The organism is Streptomyces sp. NBC_00016 (assembly GCF_045040885.1).
Taxonomy (GTDB): Bacteria; Actinomycetota; Actinomycetes; order Streptomycetales; family Streptomycetaceae; genus Streptomyces; species Streptomyces coriariae.
On the sequence record NZ_CP108304.1, the window covers coordinates 8,931,966 to 8,955,129 of the forward strand.

Consider the following 23,164-nt stretch of genomic DNA (forward strand, 5'->3'; position numbering starts at 1 on the left):
TCGCGCGGCCCGCGCGCGACGGGACGGCCACTTCCGTGGCCGTCCCTAGGGCGCCCCCGGTGCCGCGCTCAGCGTCCGTGCCGTGCGCACGAAGACCTCGTGCAGGTCCCGGGCGGCCTGGGGTACGGATTCCGCCCGCCGCCGTTGCAGCATCAGCAGCACCTGTGTCGTGTCCCCGCTGATCGGCCGGTGGGTGAGCGCCCCGCGCCGCTCCAGCGGGTCCCCGATCACACTGAAGTCGGGCAGGACGGTCGCGCCCAGCCCCTCGGCGACCATCAGCTTGCCCATCTCCGCCCCGTCGGTGGAGTACGCGAAGGACAGGCCGCGTCCGTCGAGAAGCCGATGGACGTAGCGATGCATGACATAGCCCGACCGCATCCCGATCAGCGGTACGTCGAGCAGGTCGTCCACCGACACCGACGGCGCGGAGGCCAGCGGGCTGTCGGGGCGCATGCACACCACCGGCCGGCCGCGCAGCAGCTCGGTGGACTCGAACTCGGCGGGCACGTCGTCGCCCTCCAGATGGTTGACCAGGCCCAGGTCGAACCCGCCCTCCAGCAGGGTCCGGTGGATGTCGGTCTGCTGGGCGCCCACCACCTCCACCTGGGTGACGGGATGCGCGGCGCGGAACTCCCGGACCACCGGGATGAGCAGCGGCACGGTCGCCGCGTTCACCGTGCCGACCCGCACCATCCGGCTGATCCGGTGCCGCTCGCCCGCCGCCGAGCGCAGCCGGTCCACCGCGTCCAGCACTCCGATGATGTGCGGCAGGAGTTCCCGGCCCGACGCGCTCATGGTCGCGCCGGACCGTTTGCGCTCCAGGAGATCCACCCCGAGTTCACGTTCCAGGTTCCGCACCGTCTCGCTCAACGCGGGCTGGGAAAGCCGTAGTTCCTCGGCGGCCCGACGCAGCGAACCGAGCCGGGTGACCGCCGCGATGTATTCCAGCTGTTCCGTACGCACGACGGAAGAATGCGGGCCCGTTCGGCGCCTGTTCAAGGGTTTCCCTGTCACACCTTCGTGAAATTCAATGGTCCGCGATACGAGACCGGTCGGGTTTGCCTTGACTGCCGTCGGAGGCGGCTGCCACGATCGAGGACATGAAGATGCGACTGGACCTCACGCGGCGACGCCATGTCGACCTCGCGCGCGTCTCCAGCGCCTCCTGTTGCGCCGCGGCCTGATCCTCCCTCGCGATCCGCCGCGCTTTTCCTTTTCCCCACCTGAATTCACCGCGTTCGCCCGCCCCTTGGCGTCCGTAACCCGTCGGCGCCGCTGCGCCCCGTGAATTCGGCGTGCCCGAAAGCATTTCCGCACCAGGAGTTCCGCATGCCCGCCGCGCCCGTGAAATTCGCCTACTGGGTCCCCAATGTCAGCGGGGGACTCGTCACCAGCAAGATCGAGCAGCGTACCGACTGGGGGTACGACTACAACCGGGAACTCGCCGTCCTCGCCGAGAACAACGGCTTCGACTACGCCCTCAGCCAGGTCCGATACATGGCCAGCTACGGCGCCGAGTACCAGCACGAGTCGACCAGCTTCAGTCTCGCCCTGCTCCTGGCCACCCAGCGCCTGAAGGTGATCGCCGCCGTCCATCCCGGCCTGTGGCACCCCGGAGTGCTCGCCAAACTGGGCGCCACCGCCGACCACCTCTCGAACGGCCGGTTCGCCGTGAACGTCGTGTCCGGCTGGTTCAAGGGCGAGTTCACCGCACTGGGTGAGCCCTGGCTTGAGCACGACGAACGCTACCGGCGCTCCGAGGAGTTCATCCGCGCGCTGCGCCAGATCTGGACCGAGGACCACACCGAACTCGCCGGTGACTTCTACCGGTTGCGCGACTTCTCCCTCAAGCCCAAGCCCCTCAACACCCCCGAGCGGCCGCACCCCGAGATCTTCCAGGGCGGCAACTCCACCGCCGCCCGGCAGATGGCCGGCCGGGTCTCCGACTGGTACTTCTCCAACGGCAAGGACTTCGACGGGGTCGTCGAGCAGATCGCCGACGTACGCGCCTCGGCCGAGCAGGCAGGCCGCGGGGCACCGAAGTTCGGGCTCAACGGCTTCCTCATCGCCCGGGACACCGAGGCCGAGGCCCGCGACACGCTCCGGGAGATCGTCGCCCAGGCCGACAGCGAGGCGGTCGAGGGCTTCGGCGCCGCCGTCAAGCAGGCCGGCTCCTCCACCGCCGACGGCAAGGGCATGTGGCAGGACTCCGGCTTCGAGGACCTCATCCAGTACAACGACGGATTCCGGACCGGCCTCATCGGCACCCCGGAGCAGATCGCCGAGCGCATCGTCGCCTACAAGAAGCTGGGCGTCGACCTGTTCCTCCTCGGCTTCCTGCACTACCACGAGGAGGTCGAGTACTTCGGCAAGCGCGTCCTGCCCCTGGTCCGCGAGCTGGAGGCGCACCTCCCGGACACCCGGGAGGAGTCCGTCCCCGCGCAGGTCTGACCGTCCCCGCACACTCCGCGACCCCGGCGCCCACGAGCGCCGCGAGGTCGGCCGCCGGGTCCTCGAGGGCGAACTGCCCGCACCCGCCCGGTACTCCTGACCGCTCCCACCGGAGCGCCCCGCCCTGCCGGGGTGCCCCGGGCTCCTTCGAAAGAGGACCCATGGCCACCGTCCTGTCCGTCTCCGGCAGCCCTTCCGCCTCCTCCCGCACCGGCCGTCTGCTGCGCCACCTCGACCAGCGGCTCGCCGTCCAGGGACACGAGGTGATTCCGCTCGACGTCCGTACCATCCCGGCCGAGGCCCTGCTCGGCGCGGACTTCCGCCACCCGGCGATCGTCGAGGCCACCGAGCTCTTCGCGCGCGCCGACGGTGTCATCGTGGGCACCCCGGTCTACAAGGCGTCCTACTCCGGTGTCCTCAAGGCGCTCCTCGACCTGCTCCCGCAGTACGCGCTCACCGGCAAGACGGTCCTGCCGCTGGCCACCGGCGGATCCACCGCCCACGTCCTCGCCATCGACTACGCCCTGCGCCCCGTGCTCAACTCCATGGGCGCGGCCCACATCGTGCAGGGCTGGTTCACCCTGGACAAGGACATCACCGCCCACGAGGACGGCTCCGTCACGGTCGCCCCGACCGCCACCGAGGCCCTCACCCACGTCGTCGACCAGTTCTCGGCCGCGCTCGGGCGGACGCCGTACCTGGCCGCGGCGAGCTGAGCGCACGATGTCCGCCCATGTCATCGCCGACGACGCCGAGGCCCTCGCCGTCGCCGCCTCACTGGCCGAGGAGTTCCGCGCCGGAGCCTCCGCACGCGACTCCGAACGGCGCCTGCCCCGCGCCGAGTTGGACAGGTTGTCGGCCTCCGGTCTGCTCGCCGTCACCGTCCCGGCCGACCACGGCGGCGCGGATGTGAGCGACCTGACCCTCGCGGAGATCTTCCGTCTGCTCGGCACCGCCGACGGCAGCCTCGCCCAGATCCCGCAGAGCCATTTCGCCTACGTCAATGTGATTAGCCGTCAGGGTACGCAGGACCAGCGGAAGTTCTTCTTCGCCGAGCTGCTCGCCGGCCGGCGCTTCGGCAACGCCCAGTCGGAGGCCGGCGGCAAGCACGTCCAGGACATCCGCACCCGTCTGGAGTCCCGGCCGGACGGCTCGTACGTCCTGACCGGCGTCAAGCACTACTCCACCGGCGCCCTCTTCGCCGACTGGATCCCGGTGCTGGCCCGAGCCGAGGACGACAGGCTGCACGTCGCGTACGTGCCGTCCGACGCGCCCGGCCTCAGCGTGATCGACGACTGGGACGGGCTGGGCCAGCGGACGACGGCCAGCGGCACCGTCCGCCTGGACGGCGTGCCGGTACCGGGTGACCGGGTCCTGCCGCACCACCTCACCTTCGAGGGGCCGCAACTCCACGGCGCGGTGGCCCAGTTGCTGCACGCCGCGATCGACGCCGGGATCGCCGCGGGCGCGCTCGCCGAGGCGGCGGAGTTCGTGCGGACGAAGAGCCGGCCGTGGTTCGAGAGCGGCGTCGAGGCGGCCGCCGAGGATCCGCTGCTGATCCAGCGGTTCGGTGAACTCGACCTGGAGGTGCGGGCGTCGCAGGCGCTGCTGCGCGAGGCCGCCCGTGCGGTCGACACGGCACGCGCCGATCTCACCGACGACACGGCCGCCGAGGCGTCCCTCGCGGTCGCCGCCGCGAAGGTGCGGGCGGCACGGGCGGCGGTGGAGGTCTCCAGCGCCCTGTTCGAGGTGTCCGGGACCCGGTCCGCCCTGCACTCGCTCAATCTGCACCGGCATTGGCGCGACGCCCGCACCCACACGCTGCACGATCCGACCCGCTGGAAGATCCAGCACCTCGGGCGGTTCGTGCTGAACGGCACCCGGCCGCCGCGCCACGGCCTGCTCTAGCCCGCAACGGACCGCCTGGGCCCGGCAACCCGGCCGACCCGGCAGACCCGGCAACCCGGCAGACGGACATTCCTGATCGGAGACCCCACGTGTCCCTCACCTTCCACTGGTTCCTCCCCACCAACGGCGACAGCCGCCATGTCGTCGGCGGCGGCCACGGCACCCCCGCCACCGCCTCCGGAAGGGACCGGCCGCCGACGGTCGCCTACCTGAGCCAGATCGCCCGCGCCGCGGAGGACCTCGGCTTCCTGGGCGTGCTCACCCCCACCGGGGCCTGGTGCGAGGACGCCTGGCTGACGACGGCCATGGTCAGCCAGCACACCGAGCGGCTCAAGTTCCTGGTGGCGTTCCGGCCCGGCTTCGTCTCGCCGACGCTCGCCGCGCAGATGGCCTCCACCTTCCAGCGGCAGACCGGCGGACGGCTCCTGCTCAACGTCGTCACCGGCGGCGAGAGCCACGAGCAGCGGGCCTACGGCGACTTCCTGGACAAGGACGACCGCTATCGCCGGACGGGTGAGTTCCTGCGGATCGTCAGGGAGTTGTGGGAGGGCAAGACCGTCGACCTGGAGGGCGAGCACCTCCGGGTCGAGGACGCGAAGCTGGCCCGGGTGCCGGATCCGGTCCCGGAGGTGTACTTCGGCGGGTCCTCGCCGATCGCCGGTGAGATCGCCGCGAAGTACGTCGACGTCTACCTCACCTGGGGCGAGCCGCCGGCCCAGGTCGCGGAGAAGATCGCCTGGATCCGGGGGCTCGCGGCGAAGGAGGGGCGGACGCTCCGGTTCGGTATCCGGCTCCATGTCATCACCCGCGACACCTCGCAGGAGGCCTGGGCGGAGGCGGACCGGCTGCTCGCCGGGTTCGACGCGGAGACCGTGCGGTCCGTCCAGGCCGGGCTCGCGCGCAGTGAGTCCGAGGGGCAGCAGCGGATGCTCGCGCTGCACGGCGGCGGCAGCCGGGACGGGCTGGAGATCCATCCCCACCTCTGGGCCGGGATCGGCCTGGTCCGTGGCGGCGCGGGGACCGCGCTGGTGGGCAGCCATGAGGAGGTCGCCGGGCTCATCAAGGAGTACGCGGCGCTGGGGATCGAGGAGTTCGTGCTGTCCGGCTACCCGCATCTGGAGGAGGCGTACTGGTTCGGGGAGGGCGTGCTGCCCCGGCTGGCCGGTGAGGGGCTGTGGGAACACCCCGCAGGGAAGCAGGTGGCGTCGGTGCAGGTGCCGTTCGCCGGCTGAGCGGGGTGTCCGGGGGGCGTCGGCGCATGCGGATCGTGGGTGATGGCTCGCACGACTTCCCGCGCCCCTGGGGGCGGCTAGTCGGTGAGTGACCTCAAGTGGTCCGCGCGCGACTCCCGCGTCTGGGCCTGGACCATGAGGAACAGGGCCTCCCTCGCCAGGCGTTGGGCCCTGTTCGTCAGCAGCATGGAGCGGCCGCCGCCGGTCACCACCGCCGCCGTGGTCGCCGTCCGCATCACCTCGGACGCCCGGGTCCGCAGGGCCAGGCGCTCCGCCAGGTGCTCATGGGGCGCCGAACCGTCGGCGAGGGCGTAGGCCCGGGTGCGGACCTCCGTGAGACGGGCGCGCAGCGGCGCGGCCGTGTCCTCGTCCAGCAGGGTCAGGGCCGCTTCGGTGACACCGAAGACCGCCGGGTTGGCGTTCACCGTCCTCAGGCGGTCCGCCGCCGACCAGCGTGCGTGCGGGGTGCGCAGCGCGACCGCCTCCTCGGGGAGCCACAGGCCGTCCAGGTCCAGGGAGACCGTGCGGGCCGCGCCGAGGGCGGCGAGGCGCATAGGGGCCGAGGCGCGCAGGCCCGGCTGCTCGCGCGCCTCGGTGAAGGCGAAGAGGACGTCGCCGCTGTCGGTGACCCCGGCGAGCAGCAGCACATCGTTCAGGCCCCACCCCGTGTACCAGGGGACCGTCCCGTCGAAGCGCCAGCCGGCCCGCTCCGGGGTGACCCGGACGGGGACACGCGGATACGCCCGCAGGTGCGCGTACGCCACTCCCGACAGCAGCTCACCGCTCGCCAGCGGGCCCAGCAGGCGTTCACGCGCCGGACCCTCGTTCCCGGCCAGGGTCAGAACCGGGGTGTGGTGCTGCGCCTGCACGAACCAGGTCGAGCAGCACGCCCCGGCCAGGATCTCCGTCGTCTCGCGCAGCACCGCACCGGGTGCCGCGGCCCCGCCGTACTCCTTCGGCGCGTTCAGCCCGAGCAGGCCCGAGCGCCTGATCTCCGCGAGGTGGCTCCTGGGGACCTCTTCCTGGTCGACCTGTTCGGCGTGCGGGGCGAGGAGGCCGTCCGCGAGGCTGCGGGCGCGCGTGACGAGGGGGTGCGGTGCGGTCATGGGCGGGATTCTTCCGGGTTCGTGGCGCGGGGTGTCGATCCGGGGGGCCGCCGTTCGTGTAGGAGGTGACAGAACGGCACGGGGACATGCCCGAGACACGGAGGACGTCATGAAGTACTACCTGCTCAGCGTGATCACGCCCACCGAGGGCGAACCCCCGTCGGCCGAGGGGATGGCGGAGATCGGCCGCAACCTCGAGACGTTCCACCGGGAGCTGCGCGAGGCCGACGCCTGGGTGTTCGCCGGGGGACTGCACGGGCCGGAGACGGCCACCGTGCTGCGGCCGGGCGGCGGTGACGTCCTCGTCACCGACGGGCCGTACGCCGAGGGCAAGGAGTACCTCGGCGGGATCTGCCTGATCAAGGCGCCGGACCTGGACGCCGCCCTGCACTGGGGCCGCCGGGCGACCTGGGCCACCACCCTTCCCATCGAGGTGCGCCCCTTCATGGGCGAGGCCTGATGCCCGTCGACGTCGAGGCCGTGTTCCGCGCGGAGTACGGCCGGGCCGTCGCCGTCCTGGTCCGTTTCCTCGGCGACATCGACCTCGCCGAGGAGGCGGTGCAGGACGCCTTCACCACGGCCGTCGGGCGCTGGCCGCGGACCGGTGTGCCGCCGAGCCCGGCAGGCTGGATCATCACCACCGCCCGCAACCGGGCCGTCGACCGGCTGCGCCGGGAGTCCACCCGGGACGCCCGGCACGCCGAGGCCTCCCTGTTGTACGCCACCGAGCCGCCCGCGGAGGAGGGCCCCGTGCGCGACGACCGGCTCCGTCTGATCTTCACCTGCTGCCATCCCGCGCTGGCCCCGCAGGCGCAGGTCGCCCTGACCCTGCGCCTCCTCGGCGGACTCACCACCGCCCGGCTCGCCCGCGCCTTCCTCGTCCCCGAGCCGACCATGGCCCAGCGGCTGGTCCGCGCCAAGGCGAAGATCCGGGACGCGCGCATCCCGTACCGCGTGCCCCGCGACGCCGACCTGCCCGACCGGCTGAACGGCGTGCTCGCCGTCGTCTACCTGATCTTCAACGAGGGGTACGGGGGCGATCCGGGCCTGTGCGCCGAGGCCCTGCGCCTCGGCCGGCTCCTCACCGAGCTGATGCCGGACGAGCCCGAGGTGACCGGCCTGCTGGCGCTGATGCTGCTCGTCCACTCGCGCCGGACCGCGCGGGAGGACGCCGACGGCACGCTCGTACCGCTGCCCGAGCAGGACCGCGGCCGATGGGACCGGGACCTGGTCACCGAGGGACAGTCGCTCGTCCGTCGCTGTCTGCGCCGCGACCGGCCGGGGCCGTACCAGCTCCAGGCCGCGATCCAGGCCGTCCACAGCGACGCGCCGAGCGCCGCCGACACCGACTGGCGGCAGATCCTGCGCCTGTACGACCAGCTCATGGAACTCGCCCCGAGCCCGGTCGTGGCGCTGAACCGGGCCGTCGCCGTGGCGGAGACGGAAGGCCCGGGCCGGGCCCTCGACCTCGTCGACGCACTGGACCTCCACGGTTACCACGTCTGGCACGCGGTCCGCGCCGACCTGCTGCGCCGCCTGGACCGGGCCACCGAGGCCGCGCGGGCCTACGAGGCGGCCCTCGCGCTGAGCGAGAGCCCGGCGGAACGAGCCTTCCTCGACCGGCGCAGACACTCGGTCACCGAAGAGGCCGGGGAGTAGTCGGCGCCGCCGGGAATGTATTTTGGTGCATGAAAGGTTGGCATATACATCGAGCTGCCGCTCGTACCGAGAGCGAGCCGACCGCTCGCACCGAGACACCAGGGCCGCAAGGCCCGCGCACCCCAGCGAGGCACCGTGACCACCCCCGCCACTCCCGAGCAGCCCGCCGACGTCGTGGCCCGGCTGCGCGCCACGTTCCGCACCGGCCGCACCAAGCCCGTCGCCTGGCGCACGGAGCAATTGCGCCGCCTGCGTGAGCTGCTCACCGAGCGGGGCGCCGACCTGGCCGACGCCCTCCACGCCGACCTGGGCAAGAGCTCCGCCGAGGCGTACCGCACCGAGATCGACTTCACGGTCCGGGAGATCGACCACACCCTCGACCACCTGGACGGGTGGCTGCGCCCCGAGTCCGCCCCGGTCCCGGCCCACCTCGGCGCCGACGCCACCGCGTGGACGCAGGTCGACCCGCTCGGCGTGGTCCTCGTCATCGCGCCCTGGAACTACCCCGCGCAGCTCCTGCTCGCCCCGCTGGTCGGCGCTCTCGCCGCCGGAAACGCGGTGGTCGTCAAGCCCAGCGAGCTCGCGCCCGCCACCTCCGCCGCGCTGGCCCGCCTGCTGCCGGCGTATCTCGACACCGACTCGGTCGCCGTCGTCGAGGGCGGGATCCCCGAGACCACCGCCCTGCTGGCCGAGCGCTTCGACCACATCTTCTACACCGGCAACGGCACCGTCGGCCGCATCGTCCTGCGCGCCGCCGCCGAGCACCTCACCCCGGTCACCCTCGAACTCGGCGGCAAGTCACCGGCGTTCGTCGACCGCGACGCCGATCTCTCCGTCGTCGCCGACCGGTTGGCCCGCGGCAAGTTCCTGAACGCCGGCCAGACCTGCGTCGCCCCCGACTACGTCCTCACCGACCCGGAGACGGCCGCCGCCCTCGAACCCCTGCTGACCCGCGCGGTCGAGACGCTCTACGGGACCGACCCGCAGGCCTCGGACGCCTACGGCCGCATCATCAACGAACGCCACTTCGACCGGCTCGCCGCCCTGCTCGACTCCGGCCGGATCGTGGTCGGCGGCGGCAAGGACCGTACGGACAAGTACCTGGCGCCCACCGTCCTCGCCGACGTCGACCCCGGGTCGCCCGTGATGCGGGAGGAGATCTTCGGCCCGATCCTGCCGATCGTCACCGTCGAAGGCCTGGACGAGGCGATCGCCTTCATCAACGACCGCGACAAGCCCCTCGCCCTGTACGTCTTCACCGAGTCCGGCGAGACCCGGGGACGCATCGCCGCCGAGACCTCTTCCGGCGGCCTCGGCTACGGCCTGCCGCTCGCCCATCTCACCGTCTCCGACCTGCCGTTCGGCGGAGTGGGCGATAGCGGCATGGGCAACTACCACGGCCGCTGGTCCATCGAGACGTTCAGCCACCGCAAGGCGGTGCTGGAGAAGCCACTGCACTGAGCCGCGCGAGGCGCGGGCAGCGGGGGCGGACGGCGGGGTGCGGGCAGCGGGGGCGGGCGGGCGAAAACGGACGGGAGTGAGCGGAAGTAGCCCGCCAAGCGGCCGTCAGGGGAGCGGTATTAGCCCGGAACGGCACGGTCCGTAGTCCGAAACGGCCAATTCCGTCGGACTTTCGAATCCGGAGTGCACGAAACGGCACCGCCGGACGCCGTGGAGGCAGAAGGTGTGACCGATGCCTTCCGGGGTCCCTGAGCCCCGCACAGCCAGCGGAAGGACCGAAGGGTCCGTGAACGACCAGTTCGAACAGCTCGCCCGCGACGTGGCGTTGTCCGTACTCGCCCTCCGGGTCTTCGGACCCGGGGTCCTCACCCTCGCGCGTCGGTTCGTCGCCGCACTCGTGCGGGTGGGCGTCCGGGAAATGGACCATCGCCTCCCGGGAGGCGATCGGTGACCCAGGAGGAGTTGCGACCCGCGGGCAACCCGCGGGCGCCGGAGAAGCTGCCCCTGGACTTCAGCGCCTTCCACCAGATGCACCGCCCGCGCTACGTCCGCGAGGCCGAGCGCTGCTTGCGCTGCCGCGCGGACGCCGAGGAGGCCGTGGACGAGGCGTTCGTCCAACTCGCCCGGCAGTGGCCACAGATACTGAGCGCCGAGAACCCCGCCGCCTACGCCTGGCGGGTGATGAAGAACCGCGTCATCGACCACGCCCGGGCCCGCGGCCGGCGCGCCACGCTGATGGACACGGCCGTCTTCGAGACGGTCACCCTCCAGGGCGCCGAGGACGCCTTCGAGGTGATCGAGCAGAACCTGCGGCTGTTCCGGGCGATCTCCGCCCTCCCCGAGCGCCAGCGGGACGTCATCCGGCTGCGCTACTGCGAGGGCTACAGCACCGCCGACGTGGCGTTCCAGCTGGGGATCACCGAGGCCGGGGTGCGTTCCACCGAGCGCTATGCCAAACGCCGGCTGCGGGAGATCTACACATCGTGCGCCGAGGAGGAGGCGGAGCGGTCATGACCTTCGACATCGCGAGCGACATCGACACCCTGCTGGCGGGGGCGCGGCTGACCCCCACGGCCCCCTACGGCCGCGCGGACATCGAGGCCGCGGAGGCCCGTATCGCCGCCCGGGTCGCGGCGGGCGGCCCCGACGGGCCCACGGCGCGGGTGTGCCCGCAGCGCGCCGCGGCGGCCCGCAGGCCCCCGCGGGTGCACCCCGCGGCGCGGGACCTCCGAGCGCTCTGCGAGGCGCTGCTGACCCGCCCCGGCGCCCTGAAGGGCATCGGCAACTTCCTCGGCAGCTCCCTGCCCGAGCCCTCCGGCGCGCGGATCCTCGGGAGCCTGCTGTACCTCGCCGACTGCGAGGACAGCGCCCGCTTCTGGTGGCAGTACGGCGCCGGCGCCTCGGACACCGTCTCCGGATACTGCCTCTACCTCCACCACCGCTCGATGGGGGAGGACGACGAGGCCGACTGGTGGCTGCGCCACACGGAGATCACCCCCGCCACGCTGAGCCGGGAGGCCACCGAACTGGAGATCGCCACGGCGCTGCATGTGCTCAGCGGTCTGCGCCGCGGCGGGAGAGGACTGCCCAGGGCGTTGCGGGCGCTGGTCGAGTACGTGCCGGCCGTGGTCGGCTTCGTCGACGACGACCTCGAACTCCCCCTCCCCGACGGCGATCTGGCCGAGATCGTGGAGGAGGTCGTCGCCCATGGCACACCCCCCGCCAAGGAGCGCCGGCGCGCCCGGTCCGGCACGCTGCCCGAACGCCGGGAGCCGGCCGTGCACACCGTGTCCTCGGCCACCCCCCGCACGGCCCGGCACTGGAGCCGCGACGTCCAGGAAGCGCTGCGCAAGTGCGAGGAGACCGTGGCCTGTTGAGGGCCCGCGCCACCGGCTCGTGCCGGTGCGCGACGCGTGCGAGACTGCCCGGATGACCTCCGCAACGATCACCGCGGACGCCGCGGGCACCTGGGACATCGGCGGCCTGACGGTCGGCCGCATCGGCTTCGGCGCGATGCGGCTGACCGGCAGCGCGGCCTTCCACCTCGGCACGCCGAGCGACCGCGGCCGTTCGATCGCCGTCCTGCGCAAGGCGATCGAACTCGGCGTCAACCACATCGACACCGCCGCCTTCTACTTCTCCGCCCTGCGCTCCGCCAACGAACTGATCAACAGGGCCCTCGCCCCGTACCCCGACGACCTGCTGATCGCCACCAAGGTCGGCCCCTTCCGTGACTGGTCGGGGGAGTGGGGCACCTCGGCCCGCCCCGAGGACCTGCGCGGCCACGTGGAGGAGAACCTGCGCCAGCTCGGTCGCGACCACCTCGACCTGGTGTACCTGCGCCGGATGCGCCAGGACTCGATCGCCGAGCACTTCGGCGCCCTCGCCGAACTGCGCGCCGCCGGACTGATCCGCCACCTCGGCATCTCCGACGTCGAACCCCGCCATCTCGCCGAGGCGCAGGCCATCGCCCCCGTCGTCAGCGTGCAGAACCGCTACGGCCTCGGCCACCACGCCCCCGCGACCGAGGAACTCCTGCGCGTCTGCGGCGAACAGGGCGTCGCCTTCGTGCCGTTCTTCGCCATCGCGGGCGACGGCGGAGCGCAGGGCGCCATCACCGCCCACGACGAGGCGGTGCTCGCCGTCGCCCGCGCCCACGGCACGTCCCCCGCCGCTGTCCGCCTCGCCTGGACCCTCGCCCAGGGGCCGCATGTGCTGGCCATCCCGGGCACCGGGGACCCCGGCCACCTCACGGAGAACGTCGCGGCGGGCGCGCTGCGCCTCACGGCCGAAGAACTGCACCGCCTGAACACCGCCCACCACGGCGCCGACGGCCCACCGGCCAACTGATCCACCGACGAGCGGCATGCCGCCCCGCGGCCCCGCTGTTCGCTGCCCGCCGGACGCCGGGCGCCGGGGGACCGTCGGCGAGGGACACCGGCGAACTGATCCGCCGACGAGCGGCATGCCGCCCTGCCGTCCCGCCGCCCTGCCGTCCGGCCGTTTCCGGTGAACGGAACGGTGCCCGGAACGCCGGCCGCATCCGGGTGGCGGCGCCTGACCGGGGCCGGCAGGGCGAGCTAGACGACCCACACCCCGTCCCGCATCAGATGCCGACGGGGCAGCTCGTGCACCTCGCGCCATGTCTGCACCGCCACCGGCCGCACCCGGAAGTAGGCGTACGACGCGCTGTCCCGGCCCGGATCCCAGCCGGTCTTCGCCAGGAACGCCCGGGCGGCCGCCTCCGGTACCTCCTCCCGCGTGTACGTCTCGACCTCGCCGTCGACGAGAACCACGTCCCGCGTGTCCCCCAAGGCCAGGCGGGCCCGGCCGCCCTCCCTGAGGTTGCGGCCGGTGGGGTTGGTGAGGCGGGTGGACAGCCACAGGTGCTCGCCGTCCCAGCAGAACCACAGCGCGACGAGACAGGGCAGTCCCTCCCGGTCCGCCGTGGCGACCCAGATGTCGAGTTCGCGTTCCAGCCGGTCCAGCAGTTCCTGCTTGCGCTGCCCCGGGGTGCGGGGCGGCTCGGTGATCTTCATGCCGGGACGCTAGCGACGGCGAGGGGCTCTCCGCCTCGGACGATGGTCCCGGCGTCGCCTCGGACGATGGTCCCGACCGCGCCTCGGGCCTGCGGCCTAGGCCGCCGCCACTGCGGAGGCGATCGGCGTGCGGCAGCGCGTGCGGCAGCGCGTTCGGGAGGACGGGGAAGGGCGTCGGCGTGAGGGGTTCCTGCCGCGCGAGCGCGGCTTTCCCGCCCGTGACCCGATCCGCCGGAGGGGCCCGGCCACCGTCGCCGCGGAGGCGACTGGCGCAGGGAACGTTTTACGTATAACCTCTCCCGTCAATCGCACCTCCCGACAGCCTCCCGCACGCTCTCCGAAAGGCCACGATGAGTCGCATCGCCCTGGTCACGCTTGTCGTCGACGACTACGACGAGGCGATCCGCTTCTACACCGAGGCGCTCGGATTCCGGCTCGTCGAGGACGAACCCCGCCCCGACGGCGCCCGCTGGGTCGTCGTGCGGCCGGGGGACCGCCAGGACGGCGTCGGGCTGCTGCTCGCCCGGGCCAAGGGCGAGGCCCAGCGCGCCCGGATCGGCGACCAGACCGGCGGCCGCGTCGGGTTCTTCCTGCACACCGAGGACTTCGCCGGCGACCATGCCCGCATGCTCGCCGCCGGTGTGACCTTCCTGGAGGAGCCCCGCCACGAGGCCTACGGCTCCGTCGCCGTCTTCCAGGACCTGTACGGAAACCGCTGGGACCTGCTCCAGCCCGCCACCACCTGAGAACCACCTGCCGAGGAACACACTCATGACCGCGTCCCACATCGACACCGACACCCTCCGCCGCCTCCCCAAGGCCGTCCTGCACGACCACCTCGACGGCGGCCTGCGCCCCGCCACCGTCGTCGAGCTGGCGGAAGCGGTCGGCCACACGCTGCCCACCACCGACCCCGACGAGCTCGCCGCCTGGTACTTCGAGGCCGCCAACTCGGGGGACCTGGTGCGGTACATAGCCACCTTCGAGCACACCCTCGCCGTGATGCAGACCCGTGAGGGCCTGCTGCGCACCGCCGAGGAGTACGTGCTCGACCTGGCGGCCGACGGAGTCGTCTACGGCGAGGTCCGCTACGCCCCCGAGCTGAACGTCAACGGCGGGCTGACCCTCCCCGAGGTCGTCGAGACGGTCCAGGAGGGCCTCGCGGCCGGCATGGCGAAGGCGGCGGCCGCGGGCACCCCGGTCCGCGTCGGCACCCTGCTCTGCGGCATGCGCATGTTCGACCGCACCCGCGAGACCGCCGACCTCGCGGTCGCCTTCCGGGACGCCGGTGTCGTCGGCTTCGACATCGCCGGCGCCGAGGACGGGTTCCCGCCCGCCGACCACCTCGCCGCCTTCGAGCACCTGCGCCGCGAGAACGTCCCCTTCACCATCCACGCCGGCGAGGCACACGGCCTGCCCAGCATCCACCAGGCCCTGCAGGTCTGCGGCGCCCAGCGGATCGGCCACGGCGTGCGCATCACCGACGACATCGTGGACGGCAAGCTCGGCCGGCTCGCGGGCTGGGTCCGCGACCGCCGGGTGGCCCTGGAGATGTGCCCGACCTCCAACCTCCAGACCGGTGCGGCGACCTCGATCGCCGAGCACCCGATCACCGCGCTGAAGGACCTGGGCTTCCGCGTCACCCTCAACACCGACAACCGGCTGGTCTCCGGCACGACGATGACCCGCGAGATGTCGCTGCTCGTCGAGGAGGCGGGCTGGACCCTCGAGGACCTGCGCACCGTCACGGTGAACGCCCTCAAGAGCGCGTTCCTGCCGTTCGACGAGCGCAAGGCCCTCATCGAGGACGTCGTCCTTCCGGGTTACGCCGCCGCGCTCTGAAGCAGTCCGCGCACATAGGCGGCCTGTCCGACGTGCTGGAGATCGTCGGACAGGACGCTGACCAGCCGTACGCCCAGGGTGACGGGCGGGTCCCAGCGCTCGTCCACGACGCGCTCCAGGTCCGCCGCCGTCAGCGCGCGCAGCGCCGCCAGGCTCTGCGCGTGCACCGCGTCGTAGTACCCGGTCAGCAGACCGCCGTCGGAGACCCGCACCTTCGCGACCTTCGCGTCGCTGTGCCCGTACCCGGTGTCCTGGCGCGGCAGGTCGAGGCCGAACCGTTTCTCCCAGTCCTGGGCCCGCCACACCTGGTCGAGTCCGAAGGCGTCGGCGAGATGGTCGTCCTGGACGCGGGTGAGATGCCAGACGAGCCAGGCGATCGAGTTGGTCCCGGCGGTGGGCCGGGCGTTCAGGTCGTCGGGGTCCAGGCCCTCGACGGCGGCATGGACCTCTTCCCGGATGCGTTGGTAACCGTCGATGAGGATGTCCTTGGCATGCATACGTCCACCATCGCGCACCCCGCGCTCACCCGCTCCCCGTTTCCAGCAGCGCCATCAATGCCCGGGCCGCCGGGCTGGTCGACCGTGCGGGCGGCAGCAGCGCGACCGTCTCGTACACCGCCTCGCCCGTGCCCTTGAGGGGCAGCGCGGTGAGCGCCTCCCGCTTGTGCCGGAAGTGGCGCGGTACGACGGCGACCCCGAGGTTCTCGTCCACCAGGTCCAGCAGACTGTGCACGTCGTTGACCTCCAGGGCGACGGTGCGCCGCACCCCTGCCTCGGTGAACGCGAGGTCGGTGGCGCGGCGCGGCCCCCAGTCCGGATGGAAGTCGACGAACACCTCGCCCGCGACGTCCTGAGGCGTCAGCGCCGCCGACACCCCGGCGAGACGGTGGTCGGGATGACACAGCACGTACATCGGCTCGGTGGCCAGCGGCGCGCAGCGGAGCTGATCGGTGTCCGTCTGGGTCCGGTAGGCGAAGGCCAGGTCGAGCCGGCCGGCCGCCACCTCCTCGCCGAGCGCACCCGACCCGGTCTGCCGCAGCCGGATCTCGACATCCGGATGGCGCCGCCGGAACGCCGCGAGGAGCCCCGCCACGTGCACCCCGGCGATGCACTGCTCGGTGCCCACGGAGAGGGTGCCGCGCACGACGCCCTGCACGGCCGCCACCGCCTCGTGGGCCGCCCGCACCTGCGCCAGGATCCGCTCGGCCTCGGCCAGCAGCGCCCGGCCCGCCTCCGTCAGCGTCACCCGCCGGGTGGTCCGGACGAACAGCGGGGCGCGCAGTTCCCGCTCCAGGGCCCGGATCGACGCCGACAGGCCCGACTGGGAGACCATGAGGCGTTCGGCGGCCCGGGTGAAGTGCTGGTCCTCGGCGACCGCGACGAAGTGCTGGAGGTGGCGCAGTTCCATGATTGAGAAGCGTAGCCGCACAATTCCATCGGATTCTTCTGTTGGACCACTACCTGCAGGTCGGGCCAGAGTGGGTAGCGGTTCCTGAAACCGACCGATCTTCTTGGAGTCGCGTTGTACACCGCACACCCCGACCGCTACGCCGACATGCCCTACCGGCGCACCGGACGCAGCGGCCTGAAGCTCCCCGCGCTGTCCCTCGGACTGTGGCACAACTTCGGCCCGGACCGCCCGGTCGAGACGCAGCGGGCCATCCTGCGCCGCGCCTTCGACCTCGGCATCACCCACTTCGACCTGGCGAACAACTACGGTCCGCCGCCCGGCGCCGCCGAGTCCGCGCTGGGCGAGGCGCTGAAGGCGGACTTCGCGCCCTACCGTGACGAGCTGGTCGTCTCCACCAAGGCCGGCTACCTGATGTGGCCGGGCCCGTACGGCGAGTGGGGTTCGCGCAAGTACCTGCTGTCCTCGCTCGACCAGAGCCTGACCCGGATGGGCCTGGACCACGTCGACATCTTCTACTCGCACCGCCCCGACCCGGAGACTCCCCTGGAGGAGACGATGGGCGCCCTGCACACCGCGGTCCAGCAGGGCAAGGCGCTCTACGTCGGCGTCTCCAACTACTCGGCGGAGCAGACCCGCGAGGCCGCCCGCATCCTCGGTGAGCTGGGCACCCCGCTGCTGATCCACCAGCCGCGCTACTCGATGCTCGACCGCCGCCCCGAGAGCGAGGGCCTGCTCGACGCCCTGGACGAGCTCCAGGTCGGGTCGATCGTGTTCTCGCCGCTGGAGCAGGGCCTGCTGACCGGCCGCTACCTGAACGGCATCCCGGAGGACTCCCGGGCGGCGAGCGACAGCCCGTTCCTGAACTCCGAGGCGCTCACCGAGGAGCTCACCGGCAAGCTGCGCGCCCTCGACGACATCGCCAAGTCCCGCGGTCAGTCCCTCGCCCAGCTCGCGCTGGCCTGGGTGCTGCGTGGCGGCCGGGTGACCTCCGCGCTGGTGGGCGCGAGCAGTGCCCGGCAGATCGAGGACAGCGTCGGCGCCCTCGCCAACCTGGACTTCGACGCCGAGGAGCTGACCCGGATCGACGCGGTGATCAACGGCTGAGCCGTTCCGTCAGGCGTACGGTCACGGAGTCGCCCTCCTGTTTTCCGATCGCCTTGCGCACGTCGGCATTGACGGGAAGTTTGTGGGTGCCGTCGCCGAGGGCCATGAACGAACTCCGGAACGGATGTCCGTCGACCGTTCCGCGGATCTTGACCAGTCCGCGAGTTCCGAAGAATTCGACGGACTCCGGCCAGACGACATAGGGCCAGCCGCCTTTTGCCGGGCTCTTGCGCAGCACGGCCGTGAATTCGGCGTTCATGATTCCGTTTCCGCTCATGACGTCCTCCGCTCGCGGTGATCTCCCATCGGGTAGACCGCCGCGGGCGGAGGAATTCATCGCCGCCGGCCTCAGGCCCCGTCGGGCACCCGGTCGAGGAATCCGAGGACGGCGGTGATCCGGTCCCGGGCGTCCAGCGTGATGACGTCGGATCCGGCCACCGGCGCCGAACCCTCACCGATGGAAGTCCCCCCTGCCTCGCTCGCCAGCTCCCAGGAGAAGCGGGCCGTGTCGTGGTGCCCGTCCACAGCGCCGGTGAGCCGGAAGGCGAAGCCCGGGAACTGCGCGTGCGCCGCCGCGATCACCGCCGCGATCTGCTCATGGCCCCGGACGTCGGCGAGAGGGTCGGTATAGCCTCCGTCCACGGCCCACGCGGCCGTAACAGCCTTGGCCAAAGCCTCGGGGTCACGCGCATTCCAGGCCTCGAAGTAGCGAGCGACGGCGTTCTCGTAGCGGTCGGTGTTCGCGGACATCGTAAATCGGCCCCCAATGAGGTCATCGATACTGGTCAGGACCCGGATCCCGGTATTCGCCGATCCGGTGTGACCACCTTGCCCGCGCCCGCCGCCCGGGTCGATTACCTGTCGGGTAATGACGACGGGATCGGGGGCTCGCCGCATTTCGGCCATGAACGGCACTGAATATGCCAAGAGACTGGCCGGAAAGTCATGGTGACAGTGTTTCAAGAGTGAACATACTCGAAGGTCAGGGGCAGTTCACCCCACAGGAGCCGCACGGAAAGCGAGGCACGACCGGCCGGCGAGCACCGGGGGAGAGAGACGTGCACGACGAATTCCTGTGCCATGTCACCGCATACGGCGTCTGCGACGGCCGGCGGATAGGCGTACCGCTCGGCACCTATCGTGCCCCGACGCTGGCGCTCGCCCTGTGGTGGCTGCGGGACCGGGCCTCCTGGATGGCCGAACGGCTGGATCCGCGGCCCGAGAGCGAGCACATCCCGCCGGGCGCCCTGGTCCCGGTCGCCGACAACGTGCCGGACGTGCCCGAGCTGCTGCGGGCCTGGTGTGCCGACATGGGCCGGCAGGAGCTGGTGGCCGACGAGTTGGCGGGCGGGCGGCTGGTGCGGATCGCGATCAGCGACGAGACCACCGAGTACGAGCTGCTCGCCGAATCCGTCGACGCCCTGCGGATGCAGCGGACCGTCCCGGCGCTCGTCCTCCCCGTCGGCTGAGCCCCCGCGGCCCGTCGGGCACACAAGGGTACGAATCGATAGAATTCAGGCATGGTGGAGCGACCGGTCTCCTCGACCGCGCCCGAACTCGTGCTGGAGACCGAGACGGGTTCCAGCGTGCTGATCCCGGGCCACGACTACCGCATCGGACGGGACCCGCTCAGCGACATCGTCATCGACGACACCCGCGTCTCCTGGCACCACGCGGTGCTGCGGCCCGACGGCGACCACTGGACCCTCGCCGACGAACACAGCACCAACGGGACCTACACCGACGGCCGGCGCGTCCAGGAGTGGGGCGTCGGCCCCGGCAGCGTGATCCGCGTCGGCAGCCCGGACGACGGTCCGTACCTGGCCCTGTCGGGCCGCCCCCCGCCCCTGGCCGAACGCCCGTCGGCGGTCTCCATGCCCGGCGTGACGGGTACCTTCCGCGAGCCCACCACCGTCCGGCCGCTGCCGTCGCGCACCGTCCGCATCGGCCGCGCCGCCGACAACGACCTCGTCGTCGACGACCTGGTCGTCTCGCGACGGCACGCGGAACTGCGCGCGCTGCCCGACGGCGGTCACGAGATCGTCGACCTCGGCAGCCACAACGGGACCTACCTCAACGGGCTGCCCGTCGACCGGGCCCCGCTCGACCCCGGCGACATCGTCGGCATCGGACACTCGGACTTCTGTCTCGTCGGCGACCAGCTCCAGGAGTACGTCGACACCGGTGAGGTCTCTCTCGACGTACAGGACCTGACGGTCGCCGTCGACCGCGGCCGCAAGGTCCTGCTCGACCACGTGTCCTTCCCGGTGGGGGAGAAGTGCCTGCTGGCGGTCGTCGGCCCCAGCGGCGCCGGCAAGTCCACGCTGCTCGGCGCGCTCACCGGCCAGCGCCCCGCGGATCACGGCACGGTCGTGTACGACGGCCGCGACCTCTACCGCGACTACGCCGAGCTGCGCCAGCGCATCGGACTGGTCCCGCAGGACGACATCCTGCACGCCCAGCTGACCGTGCGCAGCGCCCTCGTCTACGCCGCCGAACTGCGCTTCCCACAGGACACCGCCAGGGCCGAGCGCCGCGAGCGGGTCGAGGAGGTCATCCGCGAGCTGGGGCTGGAGCAGCGCGCGGGCCAGCCCGTGCACACCCTCTCCGGCGGCCAGCGCAAGCGCGTCAGTGTCGCCCTGGAACTGCTGACCAAGCCCTCGCTGCTCTTCCTGGACGAGCCGACCTCGGGCCTCGACCCCGGCATGGACCGCTCGGTGATGCACATGCTGCGCGGCCTCGCCGACGACGGCCGTACCGTCATCGTCGTCACGCACAGCGTGCTCAGCCTCGACGTCTGCGACCGGCTGCTGGTGCTCGCGCCGGGCGGCAGGGTCGCCTACTACGGACCGCCCGAGGACGCCCTCGCCTTCTTCGGCTTCGAACAGTGGCCGGAGGCCTTCGAGGCCTTCGAACGCGACCAGGAGCGGGACTGGGCGGGGGAGTACCGCGACTCGCCGTTCCGGCGGCAGTACGTCGTCAACGACAGCGAGCAGCCCCGGCTGCCCCGCTCCGGCCCGGTGATCATGCTGCCGCCGGCCCGGCCCCGCAGCAGGGGCGCCCAGCTCGGCACCCTGGTCCGCCGCTACGCGACCGCGCTCGCCGCCGACCGCACCTTCCTCGTGATCATGATCGCCCTGCCGTTCGTCATGGGCGCGATGGCCCGCGCCCTGTCCGGCGGCGAACTCGACCGGGAGCACGCGATGAACGTGCTGCTCATCCTGTGCGTCGGCGGCGTGCTCACCGGCGCGGCCAACGCCGTACGCGAACTCGTCAAGGAACGCGTGATCTACCAGCGGGAACGCGCCGTCGGCCTGTCCAGATCGGCGTACCTGATGTCCAAGGTCGTCGTCCTCGGCGCGGTGACCGTCGTCCAGGCGGTGGTGCTCACCCTCGTCGCCCTGCTCGGCGTCGACCTCAACGCTCCCGGCGGCGAAGGCGTGTTGATGCCGCCCCTGGTCGAGATCACCGTCGCGGTGGCCCTGCTGGCCTTCACGGCCATGATGCTCGGCCTGCTGATCTCCGCCCTGGTCCACAAGGAGGAGGTGACGATGCCGCTGCTGGTGCTGCTCGCCATCGTCCAAGTGGTGTTCTGCGGGGCGCTGCTGCCCCTGGACGGCGTGCCCGGTCTGGAGCAGCTGTCGTGGCTGGTGCCCGCGCGGTGGGCGCTCGGCGCCATGGCCGGCACCATCGGGCTGGCCAGGATCGTGCCCGGGGACATCACCGCGGATCCGCTCTTCGAGCACTCGGCGGGGGTGTGGCTGCTCGACGTGGGCATGCTCGTGGTGCTCTCGGCGGTCTGCGGATACCTCGTCTCCCGGCTGCTGCGCCGGCACGAGCCCGCCGTGATGCGGAAGTAGGGGCGGCCCATGACGACTCCCGGATTCCGGCCCACCCACGTGGTCCCCCCGCACGGCATGCCCGCCTGGGAGGCCCCCGACCCGGCCCGCCCCACCGTGCCCCTCGATCCGCTGCTGCCGGTCCGACTCATGGAGCGGCGCGGCGACTGGGGGCGCGTGCTGTGCTCCAACGGCTGGTCGGCCTGGGTCGACGGCCGCTATCTGGTCGCCGTCCCCCAGGACCCGCCCCGCTCCGACGCGCCCCTCGCGACCGCCGCCGACCCGCGCCCGCTGCTCGGCCGCGCCGAACAGGCCCTCGCCCGGTACCGGGCGGCGGTGGAGGAACTGGCCGATGCCGGCCTCGACGGCGAGTCCTTCCGGCGTCGCACCCACGGACTGCGGATCGGCGTGGTCGTCGACGGCGAGGACGTGTGGCTGTACGACCCGGCGCGCGAGCGCTGGCTGTACGGCGACGGCAACCGCCTCAGCACCTACGCGACCGACCGGGCGCCGGAAGCGGCCGAGGCCCAGGACCACACCGCCACCCGGATCGTGAACCCCGACCGGGGATCCCGATGACCCCCGGGACGGCCCCCTTCTCCGGCCGGCCCTCCGAGCTGGTCGGCCGGAGAATCGCCGGCTACCGCATCGAGAGCGAGATCGGACGCGGCGGCATGGCCGTCGTGTACCGCGCCCACGACCTGCGGCTGGACCGGACCGTCGCACTCAAACTGCTCGCCCCGGAGCTGGCCCGCAACGACGTGTTCCGCAAGCGCTTCACCCATGAGTCGCGGGTGGCCGCGGCCATCGACCATCCGCACATCGTGCCCGTCTTCGAGGCGGACGAGACCGACGGGGTCCTGTACATCGCCATGCGGTACGTCGACGGGAGCGATCTGCGCCACCTCCTCGACCGCGAGGGCCCGTTGCCCCCGGCGACCGCCGTCCGCATCGCCGCGCAGGTCGCCTCCGCGCTCGACGCCGCCCATGAGAACGGGCTGGTCCACCGGGACGTCAAACCCGGCAACGTCCTCGTCGCCCGCGGCACCGACAGCGACCACCCCGAGCACGTCTACCTCACCGACTTCGGCCTGACGAAGAAGTCGCTCTCCCTGACCGGCTTCACCTCGGTCGGCCAGTTCGTCGGCACGCTCGACTACGTCGCCCCCGAGCAGATCTCCGGGCAACCGGTCGACGGCCGCTGCGACGTCTACGGCCTCGCCTGCGTGGTCTACGAGTGCCTCGCGGGCCGCCCGCCCTTTCTCCGCGACGACGACGTGTCCCTGCTCTGGGCACACCAGAACGCCGATCCGCCCCCGCTGACGCAGGCCCGCCCCGACCTCCCCCCGTACCTGGACGCGGTGTTCGCCCGGGCCCTCGCCAAGAGCCCCGAGGCACGCCATCCCACCTGCGGCGCCTTCGTCGCCGAGCTGAGGCCGACGCCGGTCGGCGGGCTCAGGCCCGCTCACCCGCCGACGGAGCTGGCCGTCGCCCCGGCCTCGGCGCCGCAACCTCCGCCCTGGGCACGGCCGGTCTGCCACCCGCTCGGTCCCGGGTGAGCGGCGGGGTCCGGTCCCGGGTGACCGGAGGGGTCCGAGCGAGCCGAGGGGCCT

26 protein-coding genes are annotated in these 23,164 nt (G+C 72.3%); 19 read left to right on the forward strand and 7 right to left on the reverse strand.

Going from position 1 to position 23,164, the window contains the following annotated elements:
* Window positions 1–45 precede the first annotated feature (45 nt).
* A complete protein-coding gene (locus OG933_RS39705) occupies window positions 46–963 on the reverse strand; it encodes a LysR family transcriptional regulator (protein WP_362532176.1) in 918 nt (305 codons plus the stop codon).
* Between the two features lie 143 nt (window positions 964–1,106).
* Between OG933_RS39705 and OG933_RS39710 the strand changes: the two genes are divergently transcribed.
* From OG933_RS39710 to OG933_RS39730, 5 genes are all read left to right on the forward strand, one after another.
* Window positions 1,107–1,184, forward strand: a complete 78-nt coding sequence (locus tag OG933_RS39710) for a putative leader peptide (RefSeq protein ID WP_350786652.1) — start codon at window positions 1,107–1,109, stop codon at window positions 1,182–1,184.
* A gap of 145 nt (window positions 1,185–1,329) precedes the next feature.
* On the forward strand, window positions 1,330–2,451 hold the full coding sequence (gene sfnG, locus OG933_RS39715; RefSeq protein ID WP_362532174.1) for a dimethylsulfone monooxygenase SfnG: 1,122 nt from the start codon (window positions 1,330–1,332) through the stop codon (window positions 2,449–2,451).
* A gap of 161 nt (window positions 2,452–2,612) precedes the next feature.
* Window positions 2,613–3,167: an NADPH-dependent FMN reductase gene (ssuE, locus tag OG933_RS39720; protein ID WP_362272863.1), complete on the forward strand. Its 555-nt coding sequence runs from the start codon at window positions 2,613–2,615 to the stop codon at window positions 3,165–3,167.
* A gap of 7 nt (window positions 3,168–3,174) precedes the next feature.
* Window positions 3,175–4,359, forward strand: coding sequence for an SfnB family sulfur acquisition oxidoreductase (locus OG933_RS39725; RefSeq protein ID WP_405631922.1), 1,185 nt, complete (start codon window positions 3,175–3,177; stop codon window positions 4,357–4,359).
* Window positions 4,360–4,448: 89 nt separating this feature from the next.
* Window positions 4,449–5,591: an LLM class flavin-dependent oxidoreductase gene (locus OG933_RS39730; protein WP_020126166.1), complete on the forward strand. Its 1,143-nt coding sequence runs from the start codon at window positions 4,449–4,451 to the stop codon at window positions 5,589–5,591.
* A gap of 77 nt (window positions 5,592–5,668) precedes the next feature.
* On the opposite strand, the gene OG933_RS39735 is transcribed toward OG933_RS39730, so the two are convergent.
* A complete protein-coding gene (locus tag OG933_RS39735) occupies window positions 5,669–6,697 on the reverse strand; it encodes an acyl-CoA dehydrogenase family protein (protein ID WP_405631925.1) in 1,029 nt (342 codons plus the stop codon).
* A 109-nt stretch (window positions 6,698–6,806) separates the two neighbouring features.
* Here OG933_RS39735 and OG933_RS39740 point away from each other — a divergent pair, with 109 nt between their 5' ends.
* The 7 genes from OG933_RS39740 to OG933_RS39770 all read left to right on the forward strand — a co-directional run bounded on the left by OG933_RS39740 (window position 6,807) and on the right by OG933_RS39770 (window position 12,667).
* Window positions 6,807–7,157, forward strand: a complete 351-nt coding sequence (locus OG933_RS39740; protein ID WP_054240858.1) for a YciI family protein — start codon at window positions 6,807–6,809, stop codon at window positions 7,155–7,157.
* Window positions 7,157–8,356 carry an RNA polymerase sigma factor gene (locus OG933_RS39745; RefSeq protein WP_405631929.1) on the forward strand — a complete coding sequence of 400 codons (1,200 nt, stop codon included), beginning with the start codon at window positions 7,157–7,159 and terminating at the stop codon, window positions 8,354–8,356. The genes OG933_RS39740 and OG933_RS39745 overlap by 1 nt, the downstream gene beginning before the upstream one ends.
* A gap of 135 nt (window positions 8,357–8,491) precedes the next feature.
* Entirely contained in the window at window positions 8,492–9,817 is a 1,326-nt protein-coding gene (locus tag OG933_RS39750) for an aldehyde dehydrogenase family protein (RefSeq protein ID WP_405631931.1), read from the forward strand.
* A gap of 286 nt (window positions 9,818–10,103) precedes the next feature.
* Window positions 10,104–10,268, forward strand: a complete 165-nt coding sequence (locus OG933_RS39755; protein WP_160160046.1) for a hypothetical protein — start codon at window positions 10,104–10,106, stop codon at window positions 10,266–10,268.
* Complete coding sequence (locus OG933_RS39760; RefSeq protein ID WP_230193742.1) at window positions 10,265–10,831, forward strand: RNA polymerase sigma factor; 567 nt, start codon at window positions 10,265–10,267, stop codon at window positions 10,829–10,831. The genes OG933_RS39755 and OG933_RS39760 overlap by 4 nt, the downstream gene beginning before the upstream one ends.
* Window positions 10,828–11,694, forward strand: a complete 867-nt coding sequence (locus OG933_RS39765) for a hypothetical protein (protein WP_362532155.1) — start codon at window positions 10,828–10,830, stop codon at window positions 11,692–11,694. Before OG933_RS39760 ends, OG933_RS39765 begins: the two co-directional genes overlap by 4 nt.
* 52 nt (window positions 11,695–11,746) lie before the next feature.
* Window positions 11,747–12,667: an aldo/keto reductase gene (locus tag OG933_RS39770; protein ID WP_362532153.1), complete on the forward strand. Its 921-nt coding sequence runs from the start codon at window positions 11,747–11,749 to the stop codon at window positions 12,665–12,667.
* A gap of 230 nt (window positions 12,668–12,897) precedes the next feature.
* Here OG933_RS39770 and OG933_RS39775 read toward each other — a convergent pair whose 3' ends face one another.
* Window positions 12,898–13,356, reverse strand: coding sequence for a pyridoxamine 5'-phosphate oxidase family protein (locus tag OG933_RS39775; protein WP_405631934.1), 459 nt, complete (start codon window positions 13,354–13,356; stop codon window positions 12,898–12,900).
* Between the two features lie 350 nt (window positions 13,357–13,706).
* On the opposite strand from OG933_RS39775, the gene OG933_RS39780 reads away from it, so the two are divergent.
* Together OG933_RS39780 and OG933_RS39785 are read left to right on the forward strand one after the other, a co-directional pair.
* Window positions 13,707–14,102 (forward strand): VOC family protein, encoded by a 396-nt coding sequence (locus OG933_RS39780; RefSeq protein WP_020126181.1) that lies wholly within the window; start codon window positions 13,707–13,709, stop codon window positions 14,100–14,102.
* A gap of 25 nt (window positions 14,103–14,127) precedes the next feature.
* Entirely contained in the window at window positions 14,128–15,198 is a 1,071-nt protein-coding gene (locus OG933_RS39785; RefSeq protein WP_362530915.1) for an adenosine deaminase, read from the forward strand.
* Here OG933_RS39785 and OG933_RS39790 read toward each other — a convergent pair.
* Both OG933_RS39790 and OG933_RS39795 read right to left on the reverse strand, forming a co-directional pair.
* Window positions 15,180–15,695 carry a DUF664 domain-containing protein gene (locus tag OG933_RS39790; RefSeq protein ID WP_405631936.1) on the reverse strand — a complete coding sequence of 172 codons (516 nt, stop codon included), beginning with the start codon at window positions 15,693–15,695 and terminating at the stop codon, window positions 15,180–15,182. The two genes, OG933_RS39785 and OG933_RS39790, sit on opposite strands and share 19 nt — an antisense overlap.
* Before the next feature lie 25 nt (window positions 15,696–15,720).
* Window positions 15,721–16,605 (reverse strand): LysR substrate-binding domain-containing protein, encoded by an 885-nt coding sequence (locus tag OG933_RS39795; protein WP_362530920.1) that lies wholly within the window; start codon window positions 16,603–16,605, stop codon window positions 15,721–15,723.
* A gap of 114 nt (window positions 16,606–16,719) precedes the next feature.
* On the opposite strand from OG933_RS39795, the gene mgrA reads away from it, so the two are divergent.
* Window positions 16,720–17,712: an L-glyceraldehyde 3-phosphate reductase gene (mgrA, locus tag OG933_RS39800; RefSeq protein ID WP_362530923.1), complete on the forward strand. Its 993-nt coding sequence runs from the start codon at window positions 16,720–16,722 to the stop codon at window positions 17,710–17,712.
* Here mgrA and OG933_RS39805 read toward each other — a convergent pair.
* Window positions 17,702–17,971 (reverse strand): DUF1905 domain-containing protein, encoded by a 270-nt coding sequence (locus OG933_RS39805; protein WP_405631938.1) that lies wholly within the window; start codon window positions 17,969–17,971, stop codon window positions 17,702–17,704. The genes mgrA and OG933_RS39805 overlap by 11 nt on opposite strands.
* Before the next feature lie 89 nt (window positions 17,972–18,060).
* On the reverse strand, window positions 18,061–18,462 hold the full coding sequence (locus OG933_RS39810) for a nuclear transport factor 2 family protein (protein ID WP_405631940.1): 402 nt from the start codon (window positions 18,460–18,462) through the stop codon (window positions 18,061–18,063).
* Between the two features lie 308 nt (window positions 18,463–18,770).
* Here OG933_RS39810 and OG933_RS39815 point away from each other — a divergent pair, with 308 nt between their 5' ends.
* From OG933_RS39815 to OG933_RS39830, 4 genes are read left to right on the forward strand one after another with little or no spacing between them, the layout of a single operon-like run.
* Window positions 18,771–19,181, forward strand: coding sequence for a hypothetical protein (locus tag OG933_RS39815; protein ID WP_057605152.1), 411 nt, complete (start codon window positions 18,771–18,773; stop codon window positions 19,179–19,181).
* A gap of 51 nt (window positions 19,182–19,232) precedes the next feature.
* Entirely contained in the window at window positions 19,233–21,572 is a 2,340-nt protein-coding gene (locus OG933_RS39820) for an FHA domain-containing protein (RefSeq protein ID WP_362530929.1), read from the forward strand.
* Between the two features lie 9 nt (window positions 21,573–21,581).
* Entirely contained in the window at window positions 21,582–22,130 is a 549-nt protein-coding gene (locus tag OG933_RS39825) for a hypothetical protein (RefSeq protein ID WP_405631943.1), read from the forward strand.
* Complete coding sequence (locus OG933_RS39830; RefSeq protein WP_405631944.1) at window positions 22,127–23,110, forward strand: serine/threonine-protein kinase; 984 nt, start codon at window positions 22,127–22,129, stop codon at window positions 23,108–23,110. Before OG933_RS39825 ends, OG933_RS39830 begins: the two co-directional genes overlap by 4 nt.
* Window positions 23,111–23,164: the final 54 nt, after the last annotated feature.

Coding starts and splice junctions, on each gene's coding strand:
- ssuE (WP_362272863.1), top strand. CDS start 2,613: ATGGCCACCGTCCTGTCCGTCTCCGGCAGCCCTTCCGCCTCCTCCCGC.
- OG933_RS39745 (WP_405631929.1), top strand. CDS start 7,157: ATGCCCGTCGACGTCGAGGCCGTGTTCCGCGCGGAGTACGGCCGGGCC.
- OG933_RS39790 (WP_405631936.1), bottom strand. CDS start 15,695: ATGCATGCCAAGGACATCCTCATCGACGGTTACCAACGCATCCGGGAA.
- sfnG (WP_362532174.1), top strand. CDS start 1,330: ATGCCCGCCGCGCCCGTGAAATTCGCCTACTGGGTCCCCAATGTCAGC.
- OG933_RS39710 (WP_350786652.1), top strand. CDS start 1,107: ATGCGACTGGACCTCACGCGGCGACGCCATGTCGACCTCGCGCGCGTC.
- OG933_RS39795 (WP_362530920.1), bottom strand. CDS start 16,605: ATGGAACTGCGCCACCTCCAGCACTTCGTCGCGGTCGCCGAGGACCAG.
- OG933_RS39765 (WP_362532155.1), top strand. CDS start 10,828: ATGACCTTCGACATCGCGAGCGACATCGACACCCTGCTGGCGGGGGCG.
- OG933_RS39810 (WP_405631940.1), bottom strand. CDS start 18,462: ATGTCCGCGAACACCGACCGCTACGAGAACGCCGTCGCTCGCTACTTC.
- OG933_RS39805 (WP_405631938.1), bottom strand. CDS start 17,971: ATGAACGCCGAATTCACGGCCGTGCTGCGCAAGAGCCCGGCAAAAGGC.
- OG933_RS39770 (WP_362532153.1), top strand. CDS start 11,747: ATGACCTCCGCAACGATCACCGCGGACGCCGCGGGCACCTGGGACATC.
- OG933_RS39740 (WP_054240858.1), top strand. CDS start 6,807: ATGAAGTACTACCTGCTCAGCGTGATCACGCCCACCGAGGGCGAACCC.
- OG933_RS39825 (WP_405631943.1), top strand. CDS start 21,582: ATGACGACTCCCGGATTCCGGCCCACCCACGTGGTCCCCCCGCACGGC.
- OG933_RS39725 (WP_405631922.1), top strand. CDS start 3,175: ATGTCCGCCCATGTCATCGCCGACGACGCCGAGGCCCTCGCCGTCGCC.
- OG933_RS39780 (WP_020126181.1), top strand. CDS start 13,707: ATGAGTCGCATCGCCCTGGTCACGCTTGTCGTCGACGACTACGACGAG.
- OG933_RS39785 (WP_362530915.1), top strand. CDS start 14,128: ATGACCGCGTCCCACATCGACACCGACACCCTCCGCCGCCTCCCCAAG.
- OG933_RS39830 (WP_405631944.1), top strand. CDS start 22,127: ATGACCCCCGGGACGGCCCCCTTCTCCGGCCGGCCCTCCGAGCTGGTC.
- OG933_RS39735 (WP_405631925.1), bottom strand. CDS start 6,697: ATGACCGCACCGCACCCCCTCGTCACGCGCGCCCGCAGCCTCGCGGAC.
- OG933_RS39820 (WP_362530929.1), top strand. CDS start 19,233: ATGGTGGAGCGACCGGTCTCCTCGACCGCGCCCGAACTCGTGCTGGAG.
- OG933_RS39775 (WP_405631934.1), bottom strand. CDS start 13,356: ATGAAGATCACCGAGCCGCCCCGCACCCCGGGGCAGCGCAAGCAGGAA.